Consider the following 14,561-nt stretch of genomic DNA (forward strand, 5'->3'; position numbering starts at 1 on the left):
CCGGCCCTGACCAGGGCCGGTAACCTGGCGGAGTGACAAGCTCGGAAGAAACCCCGTCGTTCCGGCTCGCGTACGTTCCCGGGGTGACCCCCGGCAAGTGGGTGCGCATCTGGAACGAGCGGCTGCCGGACGTCCCGCTGACCCTCGTGGCCGTGGAGGCCGCCGAGGCGTCCGACGCGCTGCGGGAGCGTGCCGCCGACGCGGGGCTGGTACGGCTGCCGGTCGACCGGACGGTCCTGAGCGCCATTCCGCTCTACACCGAGACGACCGTGGTGATCGTCCCGAAGGACCACGCCGTCGCCTCGGCCGAGGAGATCGCTGCGGCCGACCTGGCCGACGAGATCGTGCTGCACCCGCTCGACGACACCCTCGGCTGGGAGCGGCTTCCGGGGCGGCCCGCGATCGAGCGCCCGGCCACCACGGCGGACGCCGTCGAGCTGGTGGCGGCGGGGATCGGGGTGCTCGTCGTCCCGCAGTCGCTCGCCCGCCTCCACCACCGCAAGGACCTCACCTACCGGCCGGTGCTGGACGCCCCCGAGTCGAGCGTGGTGCTGTCCTGGCCGGAGGAGGAGACCACCGACCTGGTGGAGGAGTTCATCGGCATCGTCCGGGGGCGGACCGTCAACTCCACCCGGGGCCGGCCGCGCTCCCGCGTGGAACCGGAGAAGAAGCAGGACGGTGCGCGGCGCAAGCCCGCCGCCGGCCGGGCGGCCGGGAAGCAGGGCGGCGGCTCGTCCGGCGCCCGGAAGCCGCGGACCGGCACCGGCGGGGCCAAGCAGGCCAAGGCCGCCAAGCGGGGCAGGCCGCGCCGCCGGTCCTGACCGGCGGGCCCGCCCCGAGGTGCGCCCGGCCCCCGTCCGCCGGGCACGGCCTCAGCGCCGCCGGAGCCGCACCTTCGGCTCCGGTACGAGCCGCACGGCGCCGTTGAGGAGATGGTCGATCAGGTCGTGCGAGGGCTTGTCCGTGAGGTTGGTCAGCAGCCGGGCCATGGTGTTGAGCAGGAACGGCGAACCCATCACGTACCGGTTGAGGACCGGCTGGAAGCCGGAGCGGCTGAAGACGAGGTCGGCGGCCGTGTTGCCGAGGCGGTAGTAGCGTCCCCAGCGGCGGTTCATCTCGACCGGGTAGCCGCCGAGCACCCGCTCGCGGCGGGCGCCCCGGGGCAGCGCGAGGGCCAGTGTGACGGACTCCGCGGCGACCTCGCCCGCCTCCATGGCCTGGGCGATGCCCTCCCCGTTCCAGGGGGAGACCATGCCGCCCGAGTCGCCGACGAGCAGCAGCCCGCGGGCGTAGAGCGGGTGGCGGTTGAAGCCCAGCGGCAGGGCCGCGCTGCGGACCGGCCCCTGCGCGTTCTCCTCGCGCAGTCCCCAGGACTCCGGCGTACGGGCCAGCCAGCTGTCCAGCACGGCACGCAGGTCCGCCTTGCCGTGCCGCCGGTGCGGCAGCGCGCCGAGGCCGACGTTGACGCGCCCGTCGCCCATCGGGAAGATCCAGCCGTACCCGGGCAGGAAGCGGTCGCTGTTCGGGAACGTGAGGTCGGCCCAGAGCTCCAGATACTCCTCCGCCGAACGCTCGGGGCTGTGGTAGTAGCGGCGGGCGGCCGTCGCGATCTGCCGGGCCGGGTCGCGCTGGACGCCCATGGCGAGGGCGAGCCGGGCCGAGGCGCCGTCGGCGGCGATCACGACCGGTGCGCGGAAGGCCAGCGGCTCCTTCTCCTCGGTGACGGCGGCGACGCCCGTGATCCGGCCGACCCGGTCGGTCAGCGGCTCGGTCACCTTCACGCCGGTGCGCAGCCGGGCCCCGGCACCGGCCGCGTGCCGGGCCAGGATGTCGTCGAAGTCGTGCCTGCTGCGGGAGAGGCCGAAGTCCGGGTACTGGCCCAGCGCGGGCCAGTCGATGTGCACCTGGTGCTTCCCGGCGATCCAGCGCATGCCGCGTGAGCGCATCCAGCCCGGCGCCTTGATGTCGACGCCCATCCTGATGAGCTGGTGCACCGCGCGCGGGGTCAGACCGTCCCCGCACACCTTCTCCCGGGGGAAACGGGACTTCTCCAGCAGCAGGACGTCGACACCGGCTCTGGCGAGATGGAAGGCGGCGGACGAACCCGCGGGCCCCGCCCCCACCACGATCACCTGGGCCTCCTCGGCCGGGCCGTGCTCGGACCGCGCGTGTGACGTGGACCGCTCTGGCGTCGTGTCCCGCATCGGGAATCCCTTCCTGGAGCCGGTGCCGTACCGGGGACGGCAGTCGTCCGCACATCATCGATCATGGACGGCCGGTCCGTGGGTGATCCGGGAAACCTCCACCCTCCGGTGCGCGAGCCGGGACGCGAAGTGGCCGGAGCGGCGACGGTCCGCGTTTCCGTCACCGCGAGGCGCACCAGCACCGCGGACGGGGTCCGTACCGCGGGGCGCGGAACCACCGCACCACGGCGGCGGTCCCCGCCTGTTGGGAGCCCGGACGGCGGGAGCCGTCGTGGTCCGGGGTACCGGGGCCGGCCAGCGGGGACGGTGCGGTCGTACGGTGCCCGGAACAGGGCGCGTCCGGCGCTCGCAGGCGCTGTCCGACCACGGTCCCCGCCACCCACCGGAACCGGTGCCCGGTCACTTCGGCGCGAGGACGAACCAGACCTGCCCCGCCGCGAAGGTCATCCGCTCGCCGTCCGGGGTGGTGAAGTCCGTGGTGTCCCCGGCCGAGGGGCGCGACCAGCGCGCCTCGTACTCCTTGCCGTCCCGCAGCACCAGCGCGGAGCCGGACCCCACGGTCTCGGTGTACGGGGAGGTGCTGCCCCACTTGTCCCGGTACGCGGACGGGCGCACCGTCACGTACTGCACCACCACATCGGCCGCGCGCAACCGGGCCCCGTCGGCCGTACGGGCCGGGGTGCCGTCCATGGACACCAGCCAACGGCGCTCCCCGGCGGACCAGGTGAAGGCGAGACTCGCCTCCGGATAGCGGACCGTGCGGCCGGTCACGGACCGGCCACCGGGCACGGCGGCGGCGAACCGCAGCCCGAGGTCCTCGGCCGCGTTCACTCCCGTGGTGACCCGCGGGGCCTTCCCCGGCCGCAGGTAGAGGTCGTGCGGAGCCGCCCGGCCCTGGGCCCGGTAGAACGCGGCCGGGTCCTTGTCGGGGGTCAGCCGGTTCAGCGGGGCCGCGGCGATGACCGGGAGGAGCTTCGACTGCGCGCCGGAGAAGGCGAGCGTCGGCCGGTCGAACTGGCGGAGCAGCTCCAGATCGGTCTCCCGGGCGCTGCGCACCGGGCCCACCGTGGAGGGGAGCCGGGAGGAGTAGACCGCCATGATGCGGCTGAGACCGGCCTCAACCTGCTCCACGTAGACCAGGTCCGCCTCGTCCAGCCCGGACTGCGGGCGCGCGGCGGCGACGTTGTCGACCTTCACGGCGAGGACATGGCCGCGCCCGCCGGTGGACGTGGGCGAGGCCGTGCCGCTGGACGAGGCACCCTTGCCGCCCTGGCAGCCGGCCAGGGCGGCAAGGAGCAGCGCCAGCGCGACCGGCACCGCGGCGACCGGTCTCCTCGGCCGGGTTGCGTGCATGAGGGCCGTCCCTTCCGAGCCGGCCGGCCGGGCGCCCCGGGCCGGACACCGCGCGCCACGACGGCTCGCCGCCCTCATCATCACGCGGAGCGGGTCCCCGGGCGCTCCACCGGCCGTGACGCGGCGCGCCGCGCGGGCGCCGGGCTCAGTAGGGCAGGGGACGGCCGGACGGGGTGCGCAGATCGAGCGGCGGCGGCGGTCGGTGCGGGGTCTGTGGTCGTCGGACGATCCTGATGCGGCCCACTGCCATCACCTCCTGACGGTAATCCGTCATATGCCCGGCGGGCGGACCGTTCATGCGGCCGCACGCCGATGGGCCTGGCCACCGGCCGTGATCGGCCGAATCGCCCCACCGGTCATATGAAGGAGGGAATATGACGGAGTGTCCGGTCGGCCGGACTGCCGCCGAACGGGAGGGAAAGGGAAGACGCCATCTTCCCGGCGCACGGAGGACAGCGCGGCCACGCGCTCGCTATCCTCCCGGCCATGAGTCATGAGCACGGCAAGGGTGGAGGGTCCGGCGAGGCTCCGCGGAGCGCCGGGTGACCGAGGGCGTCGGCCCCGCGCCGGACGCCCGTACCGCCGAGGCGTGGCGGGTCTTCGGCACCCGGCTGCGCCAGTGGCGCAGACGCGCCGGACTCACCCAGGTGCAGGTGGGGGCCCGCGTCGGATACGACCACACGGCCATCAGCAAGCTGGAGCACGGCACCCGCCGCACCCCGCTGCCGCTGGCCCGTCGGCTGGACGGGCTGATGTCGGCGGACGGGGCGCTCCTCGCCGCCTGCGAGGAGGCGGAGGCGGCCGGGACGGGCGGCACGGGCGAGGAGGCTCCGGCCGCGCTCCCGCCGCCCGGGCCCGCCCGCCGGGGCCCGCTGCCCGGCGAGCCCGCGGGCGCCGGCCTGCTCGCCATGCTGCCGCCGGACACCGTCCTGCCCACCCGCCTGCCCAGCTACGGCCTGATGTGCCCGGTGCACGGCCGGGGCGGCTGCACCGTCCCGGTCCTCGCCGACGTCGTCGCCCTGCACGCCGCCTTCTGCGCGCTCGGCCCGGCCACCGTCGACGCCCCGCCGCTGGACCTCGACACGGTGCACGCCCTTACGGCGCTGCTCGCCGCCTGCCTGCGCGCCGACGAGGAACGGGCCTGGCCCGGGGCGACCGCCGTGGTCGAGCGCACCCTGCACGCGATGCTCCGCTGGATGGCCCTGCCCGCGGCGCCCTACCAGCGTCAACTCGCGCCCCTGGCAGCGGAGTACGCGCAGTCGGCGGGCTGTCTGCGGCTGCTGTGGGGCCGCAACGCCACCGCGATGGCCTGGCTCGACCGCTCCCTGGGCTGGGCCGGACTGGCCGGGCACGTCGGGACGGAGGTGGCCGCGCTCGGCGACATGAGCACCCTGGCCCGGCTGGAGGGCGACGGCCCGTCCGCCGTCGCCTACGGGGGAGCGATCCGGCAGGCCGCCGCGGGCCGGTACTGGGCGGGTGCGATGAGCGATCTGTACCTGGCGCGCGGCCACGCCGTCCGGGGCGACGCGCGCCAGACCCTCGCCCACATCGACCGCGCCTGGTCACAGCTGGACCGGGTGGGCGAGCAGGACGAGACGGAGGCGCCCTGGCTCTCCGTCGCCTCCGTCCGGCTGCGCGTGGAGTCCGGTGCCGCCGGGGCGCTGCGGGACCTCGCCGCGGCGACGGGGGAGCGCCGGCTGGCGCTGCGCGCGGTCGGGGCGGCCCGCTCCGCGCTGGGGCTGCTCCCGCCCGGGATGCACTCGGCGCGGATGCTCTTCCTCGCCCGGATGGCGGACGCCCACGCCTGCGCCCGCGACCCGCAGGCGGCGATCGACATCGCCGGGCCGGTGCTCGACACCACCGAGGTCAACGCGTCGACCCTGCTCGGCCAGGAACTGCGCGGCCTGCACGTCCGGCTGGCGGCCGGTCACGACAACCGGCCGGAGACCGAGGACTTCATCAGACGGCTGGCCGCCGTCGTCCGCTGAGAACGCCGGAGGCGGGACGTGTCCGCACACGCCCCGCCCCGGCTGGTGAACCGCCCGGAGAGACCCCGGATCAGCTCGCGTCGAGCGCCACGTCGTCCAGGACGAAGCTCGTCTGGAGGTAGGCGTCCTCATTGCTGGTGAACCCGAGGGTGACCGTCTGGCCGGCGAGGTCGCCGACGTCGAAGGTCTTCTGGACGTAGGAGCTCGTCGCGTCCGCGTTGGAGTACGTCGCGAGCGTCCTGGTGCCCAGCTTCACGGTCAGCGTGTCGTACGCCGTCGGGTCGCCCGCCGACTCACTGGTGTCGGTGCGCAGGTAGAACGACAGCTTGTACGCCGAGCAGCCCGAGGGGATCGCCACCGACTGCGAGAGCGTGTCGGAGTGCGTCGAGCCCCAGCCGCCGAGCCAGGCCTGGTACGCGCCCGTGTGGGCCGGCTTCTCCGACGTCCGGTTGTTGATCACACCGTCCGTCTGGGTCCACGGGGTGGTGCCGCTCTCGAAGCCGCCGTTGCCGACGACCTGCTTCGGCTGGCAGCTGCCGCCACCGCCCACGACCAGCGAGTACGTGGTGGCGTGGGTGGCCTTGCCGGTGCCGGTCACCGTCAGGGTGTACGTACCGGCCGCGGGCTGGGCCCCGGCGGCGACGGTCATCGTCGAGGAGGAACCCGACTGCACGGACGCCGGGGAGAAGGAGACGGTGACCCCGCTCGGCGCGCCGGAGGCCGTCAGCTGCACGGACTGCGCCGAGCCCGCGGTCGTGGCGGTGGAGACCGTGGCGGTCACCGAGGCGCCCGGCTGGACACTGCCCGAGACCGGGCTGACCGAGACGGAGAAGTCGTCGGCGGGCGCGGTGGTGCCGACCGCTGTCTTCCACAGGGTGTACGCCACACCGTCCGCGCTGCGGTCGAGGGCGGTCGCGTTGATGTTGGACGTGGTGTCGCAGGACGAGTGGTAGCAGGGGTCGTAGGAACGGCCCGCGGTCCCGCCCCACTTGGCGGCCTGCGCCGACGTCTTGGTGGCGCTGGCGCCGGTCGCGTAGCCGGAGGTGGCGATGCCGACCTGCTGGAAGGAGTAGTCGTCGGACCGGCCCTGGCCCTCGACGTCCTCCTCCGGTGCGAGGTTCAGCGAGTCCCAGTACTCCTTCATCGGGGCCGAGGCGGCCGAGTTGACGTTGTTGATGAAGTAACCGGCGTTGGTCGAGGCGACCATGTCGAAGTTGTAGTACGCCTTGACGGCGCTGCGCTGCGCGGAGCTCAACTGACCGACGTAGTAGGCGGATCCCTGCATGCCCTGCTCCTCGCCGGTCCACCAGGCGAAGCGCACGTGCTTGGTCATGGTCGGGTTCTGCTGGGCCAGGACGAGCGCGTTCTCCAGCAGCGTCGCCGAACCGGAGCCGTTGTCGTTGATGCCGGGGCCGGCCGAGACCCCGTCCAGGTGGGCGCCGAACATGACGGTCTGGTCGGACGGGCCGCCCGGCCAGTCGGCGATGAGGTTGTTGCCGCCGTAGGTGCAGCTGGTGCAGGGCTGCTCGCTGACGGTGTATCCGGCGGCCTGGAGCTTGCCCTTCACATAGGCGACGGACGCCGTGTAACCGGCGCTCCCGGCGCGGCGGTGGCCGCCGTTCTGGGTCGCGATGGTGTTCAGCTGCGCGAGGTGGGCCTGGATGTTGGCGACGTCGATGTTCGGCGCGCCGCCGCCCGGGTTGCCGCCCCCGCCGCTGACGGTCAGGGTGTACTGCGCGGTGTGGCTCTGGGTGCCGTCACCCTTCACCGTGAAGGTGTACGGGCCGGGCGCGGCGCCGGAGGACGCCGACACGGTCATCGTCGAGGTGGCACCGGCCTGCACCGAGGCGGGGCTGAAGGTCGCGGTGACCCCGCTCGGCAGACCGCTCGCCGACAGGGTGACCGTCTGCGCGCTCCCGGAGCTGACCGTGGTCCGCACCGTGGACGTCACCGAGGCGCCCGCCTTCACCGTGCCGGACGACGGGTCCAGGGACAGTGTGAAGTCGTTGTTGCCGCTCGGCGTACAGGTCGGGTCGCCGGTCTGGGCGGGGACGCTGATGGCGTCCCAGGCGGCCTTGGCCCGGTCGAAGAAGACACAGCTCGGGTCGAGGTTCTTCGCGGCGGTCAGCGTGGCCGTGCGGTACCGCTTGTACGTCATCCCGCTCGTCTTCAGCAGCATGCCGCCGTAGAAGACCTTGCCGGCGTTCTGGATGCCGATGCCCGTGACGGAGGAACTGTTGCAGGTCGGGCTGGTCGGCTTGCCCCCGCCGGGGTTCGAGCCCTCGGCCAGCAGGTAGAACCAGTGGTTGAGCGGCCCGGCCGCGGCGTGCTCCTCGGTGTTGGGTATCGAGGCGCTGTAGCAGTTCGGGTCACCGATCTGGCCCGGGTTGTACATGATCCGGATCGGCCCGTTGCCGACCAGGTTGATCTTCTCGCCGACGGTGTAATCGGGGTCGTCGTACGGGGCCGGCTCATTGGTGTACGCCTCGGTCAGGGCACCCATGATGTCGCCGGTGGCCTCGCCGAGCCCGGACTCGTTGTTGGCACCGCCCGGGGTGTACTGGTCGATGCCGTGGCCGAACTCGTGGCCGACGACGTCCATCGCGCCGATCCACTGGTTGGCGTTGTTGTGGCCGATGGAGACCGAGGAACCGTCCCAGTAGGCGTTGACGTCGTTCAGCCCGACCTTCACCGGCCAGCTGCCGCCGTTGCCGTTGTGCCCGTTGCGGCCCAGCCAGTCCTTGAGCATGTTCCACTCGTGCTGCGCCGCCCACATCACGTCGACGCAGCCGGTCTCCTTGCTGGAGGCGTTGCCGGTGCCCCAGGAGTCCGTCGACTTGGTGAAGACTCCGCCGGTGCTGTAATCGGCGCAGCTCAGGCCGGACCGGTTCGGGTCGCGCAGCGAGAAGCTGCCGCCCGACGAGGTGGTGTCGATGGCCAGCGGGGACGGGCCGTTCCACTGGCTGTTGCCGGTGCCCGCCTTGACGTCGTCGTAGCTGTCGAGGACCTTGCCGGTCCCCGCGTCGACGAAGACATGGAGCCGGCTGGGCGCCTTCGCGGTGCGCCCGGCCAGGACCGTCTCCCAGGCGAGCCGGGAGTTCTTCCCGGTGGCGCGGACGACGAGCCGGTGGGACTCCACCCGCTGCACGGTGCGCAGCTTCTTGCGGGAGGTCTTCTCGGCCGCCTTGGCGGAGACGGTCGGTGTGGTCGGCACGTTGATCCGCCGGGAGACCGCGGACTGGGTGCCGCGCACCCGGCCCTTCGAGTCGGCCACCACGACGGCGTCCCCGCCGACGACCGGCAGGCCGCGGTAGGTGCGCTGGTACGCGACGGAGTACAGACCCTTGATCCACGGGGTCACCATCTGCCGCTCGTACCGCTCCTCGGGCCCCTTCGCCAGGGTGTCGAGACCACTGGCGGCTGCCCGGTCGGCGGCCGTGACGGCGGCCGTGAGCGCGCTCGGGGCGGGCGGCGGGGACGGTTCGGCGGACGCCGAGGGGGCACCCGTCGCCACCAGCATTGCGGCGAGGACGGCCAGGGTCGTCCCGGCCGTCATCGGTCTGAGATTCATCGAGGCTCCTTGAATCGGTGGGGGCCTCGACCACGGGCAGCCGCGTACCACGGCGCACATGCCCGGCCGTCGCCGACCGCCCGCGCCCCGGTGTCCGTGATCGAGCGACCGAACACTCACACGTGGTCATGGTCGCGTCAATGAACTGCGGTGCTGGTGGCGGGAGTTGGCAAGTTTGGTCAAGCCGTGCTGGTGGGATCGCACAACGACCGTACGAAGCCGGTCACTCCAGCCCGGAGAGGGTGAACACGCGTAGCGCGTGCCTGCTGTCGACCTGCTCGGACAGACGGCGCAGCGTCGTCGCCCCGCACTGCAGGGTCCCGCGCTCCGCACTGCCCCGGGCGTCCGTGTCCACCCGGTGCCACAACGCCGGATTGGCCAGGAACACCTCCGGATCGACTTCGACCCGCGAGCCCCCGGCGTCCCGGAACACCACCCGCTGGGCGACACCGTCTGGCCGGCACACCGCGACGAGCCGGTCGGTGCGCACGGTCCGCTCGCGCAGCAGCCCCCGGCACGACAGCCACCCGGCACCCGCACGGACCCGGGGCGGCACCAGCACCGCGCACAACAGAGCCGCCAGCCCGGTCCACAACAGCACGCGCGGCCAGGTGAGGTGCCGGGCCGCCCCGTCGACCCCCAGCAGCAGCACGAGCAGGACCACCGAGCAGTGCACCGCGAACCGCAGGTCGGCGGCCCAGTCGAGGTCATGGGCGAGCGTGCCGGAACGTACCGGACGCGGCCCGGTACGGGGGAGGTGGTGTCGCATGACGGCGACGCTAGGCGGGACAGCGGCGCCCCCGGCCCCCGTTGACGGACCGCTGACGTCGAGGTGTCCGGTCCTGACGGTTGTTTGACGCCGGGCGGGGCGCGGAGGTCCGCCTCCCGGAATGCGCCCCAAGGCCTGTCCGGCGGATCATGACGTCCTGTACCAGCGGAGGCGGGGCGGGCCGAGCCTGGTGGCGCTCAGGCGTGCGTGCCGTCGTTGTCGGAGCCGGTCACCGCACTCAGGGCCCGCAAAGCGTGATCGTATGGGTGACGGCCGAGCGGAACGTACCGAATGCCACGTAGTCGCGGGCCTTGCGATGAGGTTGCTCAAAGGCTTCCCAGGTCATGGAGTCGGCGTCGCGGCGATGCGGGCCATGAGGGGGGCGCCCCCACACGCCGCATCCACGACCGGGAACAGGTGTCCTCCCTTCGGCCACCGAAGCTTCGCGCAGGGATCCGGCGGGCCGTGGACCGGTATCAGGTCAGGTCGGTGCGGGGGTCGATGGCCCAGTGGTTGGCTCGCAGGACCCGGCCGGCGAAGGGTACGTCTTGTTCGTCCAGGAACCGGAAGCCGAGCGCGCGGCAGATGCCGTTGGACGGGGTGTTGGTCGTCGCGGGGAACGCGTGTATCAGCCCCCACCGGCCGTCGTCGCGGGCCAGCTCAAGCAGCCTGCGGACGCCCTGCTTCCCGAGTCCCCGTCCTTGGTACTCCGGCAGGACCATCCAGCCGATCTCGGAGATGCGTTCGCCGCCCGCGTCGTGGGGCCACAGGGTCACGGTTCCCGCGACCGCGTCCGGCTCGGCCTCGTCGGGCACGATCATCTTGGTCCAGTCGGTGTCCGCTGCCACGCGTCGAACATCACGTTGGACCTTCGTCTCCATGCTTTCACGAGGCAGCGGTCCGCCCAGTTCGGCCATCATGACCGGATCGCATCGCATCCGGACGTAGGCGTCGACGTCGCCGTACTCGACATCACGTAGCAGCATGTGTGTTGCTCCCTCGCTTCTGGGTTCAGGCGCCATCGTGACGGTGGCCGGCCTCGGCCGCGTAGGCGCCCCGGTCCCCGGCGGCTGACTGCCGTGTGACGTCGACGGGCAGTTCGGTGGCGAGCTGGAACAGTGCGGTCATGACGTTCCTTCGGGATCACTCTCGCAGGGGCTGGTTGTCAGTGAGGGGTGGGAGAGTCCTGGGCATGATGCTGCCAGAGAACCTTGAGCGAGTGCTGCCCGCGATCGGACGCGACGTGTTCGACGTTCTCGTCATCAGGACCGACTTCAGCGACGACGAATCGTGGAGTGCGGTGGTGGAGGAGTTGCGTCGGCCGTGGGGGCCGGGTGCTGAGTTTCCCGCGAGCGTGCAGCTGGTCGATGCGCCCGCTTGGGCAGGGGCGACGGCCGATGAGGTTCTTGCCGCCGCGGTGGATGAGGACCTGAGCGTCGTCTTCCTTGCTGACCGCGAAACGATGCAGTCGCCGACGCGGGCGTTGCTGGCTCTGTCGACCGTCTGGGAGGACAACAGCGAGCTCGACCCCGTCTACTACCAGGAGCTCATCGAGTCGCCGGAGCCCAGGGAGTTTCGAGTTGTGCCCGCCGCGGTGCACGGCGTCCAGGTGGAGCTGGCGCTCGGCAACGTGGGCTTCGCGGAGTGCGCCGGGGCTGCTTCCGAAGAGCCTGATCAGGTGCTGCGGCCCATCTGACCGGAATGGCGGGCGGCCGTTGCCTCGGCAGATACCGAGTCGCTCGTTGGGGCATGTCGTTGAGTGATGCGCAGGGGGGCGCGGGCACTCGCCCTCGGTCCAACTCGACCGAAGCGGCCCGTGATCCGGGCCGTGACCTGGTCGAACACCATCCGAGGGCGGGCAGGGTCTGTGTTGTGGCCCACGGCAATGATCACACGGTGGCCGCCCCGTACCCGGCCGGGTACGTCACGAGATCGTGGGATCAGGGCGGCTGATCAGGAGCCCCGTCGTCCTCGACATTGGCCACCATCCTGCGCCGGCTGGGCCGGATACGGGTACTGCGCCTCGCACTCCCGGCTCTTCCGGGGCCTTCGCCTGTTCCTGGTGTGCGCCCCGACCCGGGATGCCCATCCTGTGGGCACTGGCGAACCCGGAGCCGGACGAGCGGGAGGTGCTGTCGGCGGTGCTGGACCGCGAACCGCACCTGACCGCGGACCGGCCGAGCCTGCTGGTGATCGCGGCCAAGGGCTTCGCCTCCAAGGGGTTCGAGGCCGATCTGGCCTTCCGGGGAACGGAGTTGCTGCGGCCTCCCTTCAATCGGGAGAAGAAGCGCAGGGGGAGAGTCTCCTGAAGTCGGTGCGGCAGTTGATCGAGTCGGTCAATGACACCCTCGAAGGCCAACTCGGCCTGGAACAGCATGGTGGCCGGACCTTCGAAGGTGTCGCCGTCCGTGTTGCCCAACGCGTCCTCGCGATGGCCGGCGCGATCTGGCGCAACCGCAAGACCGGCCAGCCCGTTATGCGGTCCTTGACCGCTTGTCACCACTGATCACGTCGGAATGGCTCGTCTAGTCGTCCTGATCACCCTGGTCGCCGTCCTCCGACCCCTGCGCGGGCGGCAGTGGGGCGGTGGACGCGTCCTGCTGCCGTGTGTCACTCGTCGCGGACGGGGCGGGGTCCGGGGTGCCGGAGTCGTCGGAGTCCGGGGAGAACAAGGTCATCCCCAGGTACACGGCCGCGATGAAGGCGACCGTACCGGCGATGGCGCTCGCCACCCGGGGGCGCCGCCGGATCGCTTCCCGGGCGCTGGTGCTGGTGATCCGGGTGGGCGCGGACCGGTCCGGCTGGCGGCGTCGGTGCCCGCCGGACTGCGGCAGCCGGTACGTCGCCTGGCCCGCGCCCTGCTCGGCCGCGCCGGGCGGGGGCGGGGCCGCGCCGTACGGAGGAACGGCGGCCGGTGCGTGCGGGAGCCCCGGCATCGCCGGGGCGGGCCCGGTGGCCGGATGCGGGGCGGGGGCGTACATCGGCAGCGGTTCCGGCTGCCCCCGCCACGCGTCGCTCTGGAACCACTCGGCGACGTCCTGGGCGCTGGGCCGGTCCTCCGGCTGCTTGGCGAGCAGTCCGAGGAGGTAGGAGTCGAAGGCCGGGGGCAGGTCCACGCCCCGCTGCCGGAGCGGCACGGGTGCGGTGTCGACATGTTGATAGAGCGTCGCGGTCGCCGTGTCCGAGCGGAACGGCGGCTCTCCCAGTAGGAGTTGGTAGATGACACAGCCGAGGGAGTACATGTCGGACGCCGAACCGGCCGTGCGTCCAAGAGCCCGCTCCGGGGCGAGATAGAGGCTGGTGCCGACGATCTGCCCCGTGGTGGTCAGCGCCGCGGACGGGTCGTCGACGAACTGGGCGATCCCGAAGTCGCCGATCTTGACCGCGCCCTCGGCGTCCAGCATCAGGTTCCCGGGCTTGATGTCGCGGTGCACGATGCCCTGGCGGTGGGCGGCGGCGAGCCCCGCGGCCGCCTGCCCGGCGATCCGGGCGACCCACTCGGCGCCGAGCCGCTCCTCCGCCGCGAGGACGGCACCCAGGCTCCGGCCCTCGATGAGCTCCATCACCAGGTAGAAGCGGTCCTCCCAGGCACCGAAGTCGAACACCGCCACCAAGTGGGGGTGGCTCAGCCGGGCCGCGGTCTGAGCCTCCAGCCGGAACCGGGCGGTCGCCGACTCGTCCGCGTGGTCGCCCAGCAGCAGCTTCACCGCGACGGCCCTGCCGAGCACTTCGTCGGCGGCGCGCCACACCTCGCCCATGCCGCCGCGGCCGATGGGGGATATCAACCGGTACCGACCTGCTACCAGCACCTGTACACCATTCTCGGATCGTGGGCCGCTTCTGCATCTGATGCCACGGCGGCGACCCGATAGCAACCGGGGCGAGGGTGGGGGGCGCGCGGCAAGATCAGGATATCGGTCCGCCGAGCTCCGAGGACCGCCGAGCGGCATCGCCGTCCGGCATGCCCGGCATGCCCGACCCTGATCACCTCCGGTCGGCCGCCGCCGTCCGGCCCACCGATTCGACCAGCGGCAACAGCCGGTGCGCCACCCGCTCGCGCAACGCCACCTCCGTACGCGTCCGGACCACGCCGGGCAGCTGGATCAGCCGCTGGATCACATCCTCCAGATGTCCGTTGTCGCGGGCCACCACCCGGGCCAGCAGGTCCCCGCCGCCCGTCGTCGAGAACGCCTCCACGATCTCAGGCACCTCGGCGAGCGCCTCGCCGACCTCGTCCAGATGCCCCTGGGTCACTTCGAGATGGACGAAGGCCAGCACCGGATGGCCCAGCGCCGCCGGGGACAGCACCGGACCCGTGCCGGTGATCACACCGTTCCGCTCCAGCCGGTCGATCCGGGCCTGGAGGGTGCCCCGGGCGACGGAGAGGATGCGCGCGTACTCGCGGACGCTGGTGCGCGGCTGCTCGATCAACAGCCGGAGGATACGGGTGTCGAGATCGTCCACCGCCATGGTCCGCTGGCCTCTTCCTGGTCCGGCAATTCGGTCTTTGACTGTACCAACGGCACAGTTCGGACCTGTTGTCGACCGTCCGATCTCCCCCTTATCGCCCCTGACCGTCGGTCATACCCGTAGTCCCGCAGAGCTACGGATCAGGTTCACACCCCGGTGGGACGCCGACTACCCGGCCCGGTCCCTAGCTTCGGTACCACTCGCCC

12 protein-coding genes are annotated in these 14,561 nt (G+C 72.4%); 5 read left to right on the forward strand and 7 right to left on the reverse strand.

Annotation, left to right across the window (positions count from 1 at the left end; genetic code table 11):
* Positions 1 to 32 precede the first annotated feature (32 nt).
* Positions 33 to 821: a LysR family substrate-binding domain-containing protein gene (locus tag ACIQGQ_RS32255; protein ID WP_402402644.1), complete on the forward strand. Its 789-nt coding sequence runs from the start codon at positions 33 to 35 to the stop codon at positions 819 to 821.
* 51 nt (positions 822 to 872) lie between these two features.
* Here the strand turns inward: ACIQGQ_RS32255 and ACIQGQ_RS32260 are convergent, their stop codons facing one another.
* A complete protein-coding gene (locus tag ACIQGQ_RS32260; protein WP_402402647.1) occupies positions 873 to 2,204 on the reverse strand; it encodes a geranylgeranyl reductase family protein in 1,332 nt (443 codons plus the stop codon).
* 399 nt (positions 2,205 to 2,603) lie between these two features.
* Entirely contained in the window at positions 2,604 to 3,557 is a 954-nt protein-coding gene (locus tag ACIQGQ_RS32265; RefSeq protein ID WP_402402650.1) for a DUF3048 domain-containing protein, read from the reverse strand.
* Between the two features lie 542 nt (positions 3,558 to 4,099).
* Here ACIQGQ_RS32265 and ACIQGQ_RS32270 point away from each other — a divergent pair.
* Positions 4,100 to 5,545 carry a helix-turn-helix domain-containing protein gene (locus ACIQGQ_RS32270; RefSeq protein WP_402402653.1) on the forward strand — a complete coding sequence of 482 codons (1,446 nt, stop codon included), beginning with the start codon at positions 4,100 to 4,102 and terminating at the stop codon, positions 5,543 to 5,545.
* A gap of 70 nt (positions 5,546 to 5,615) precedes the next feature.
* On the opposite strand, the gene ACIQGQ_RS32275 is transcribed toward ACIQGQ_RS32270, so the two are convergent.
* From ACIQGQ_RS32275 to ACIQGQ_RS32285, 3 genes are all read right to left on the reverse strand, one after another.
* The gene (locus tag ACIQGQ_RS32275) at positions 5,616 to 9,101 is read right to left on the reverse strand and encodes a M28 family peptidase (RefSeq protein WP_402402773.1); all 3,486 of its coding nucleotides are present in this window, start codon (positions 9,099 to 9,101) and stop codon (positions 5,616 to 5,618) included.
* Between the two features lie 238 nt (positions 9,102 to 9,339).
* Positions 9,340 to 9,885: a hypothetical protein gene (locus tag ACIQGQ_RS32280; RefSeq protein ID WP_402402656.1), complete on the reverse strand. Its 546-nt coding sequence runs from the start codon at positions 9,883 to 9,885 to the stop codon at positions 9,340 to 9,342.
* A 476-nt stretch (positions 9,886 to 10,361) separates the two neighbouring features.
* The gene (locus tag ACIQGQ_RS32285; RefSeq protein ID WP_402402659.1) at positions 10,362 to 10,871 is read right to left on the reverse strand and encodes a GNAT family N-acetyltransferase; all 510 of its coding nucleotides are present in this window, start codon (positions 10,869 to 10,871) and stop codon (positions 10,362 to 10,364) included.
* A gap of 206 nt (positions 10,872 to 11,077) precedes the next feature.
* On the opposite strand from ACIQGQ_RS32285, the gene ACIQGQ_RS32290 reads away from it, so the two are divergent.
* The 3 genes from ACIQGQ_RS32290 (at position 11,078) to ACIQGQ_RS32300 (ending at position 12,391) form a co-directional block, all read left to right on the forward strand.
* Positions 11,078 to 11,581, forward strand: a complete 504-nt coding sequence (locus ACIQGQ_RS32290) for a DUF6924 domain-containing protein (RefSeq protein ID WP_402402662.1) — start codon at positions 11,078 to 11,080, stop codon at positions 11,579 to 11,581.
* 385 nt (positions 11,582 to 11,966) lie between these two features.
* Entirely contained in the window at positions 11,967 to 12,194 is a 228-nt protein-coding gene (locus tag ACIQGQ_RS32295; RefSeq protein ID WP_402402665.1) for a hypothetical protein, read from the forward strand.
* 5 nt (positions 12,195 to 12,199) lie between these two features.
* Complete coding sequence (locus ACIQGQ_RS32300; protein WP_402402668.1) at positions 12,200 to 12,391, forward strand: hypothetical protein; 192 nt, start codon at positions 12,200 to 12,202, stop codon at positions 12,389 to 12,391.
* Between the two features lie 19 nt (positions 12,392 to 12,410).
* On the opposite strand, the gene ACIQGQ_RS32305 is transcribed toward ACIQGQ_RS32300, so the two are convergent.
* Together ACIQGQ_RS32305 and ACIQGQ_RS32310 are read right to left on the reverse strand one after the other, a co-directional pair.
* Positions 12,411 to 13,643 carry a serine/threonine-protein kinase gene (locus ACIQGQ_RS32305; protein WP_402402776.1) on the reverse strand — a complete coding sequence of 411 codons (1,233 nt, stop codon included), beginning with the start codon at positions 13,641 to 13,643 and terminating at the stop codon, positions 12,411 to 12,413.
* 226 nt (positions 13,644 to 13,869) lie between these two features.
* Entirely contained in the window at positions 13,870 to 14,355 is a 486-nt protein-coding gene (locus tag ACIQGQ_RS32310; protein ID WP_402402671.1) for an Lrp/AsnC family transcriptional regulator, read from the reverse strand.
* Positions 14,356 to 14,561 lie beyond the last annotated feature (206 nt).

Source organism: Streptomyces sp. NPDC092952, assembly GCF_044754785.1.
Taxonomy (GTDB): domain Bacteria; phylum Actinomycetota; class Actinomycetes; order Streptomycetales; family Streptomycetaceae; genus Streptomyces.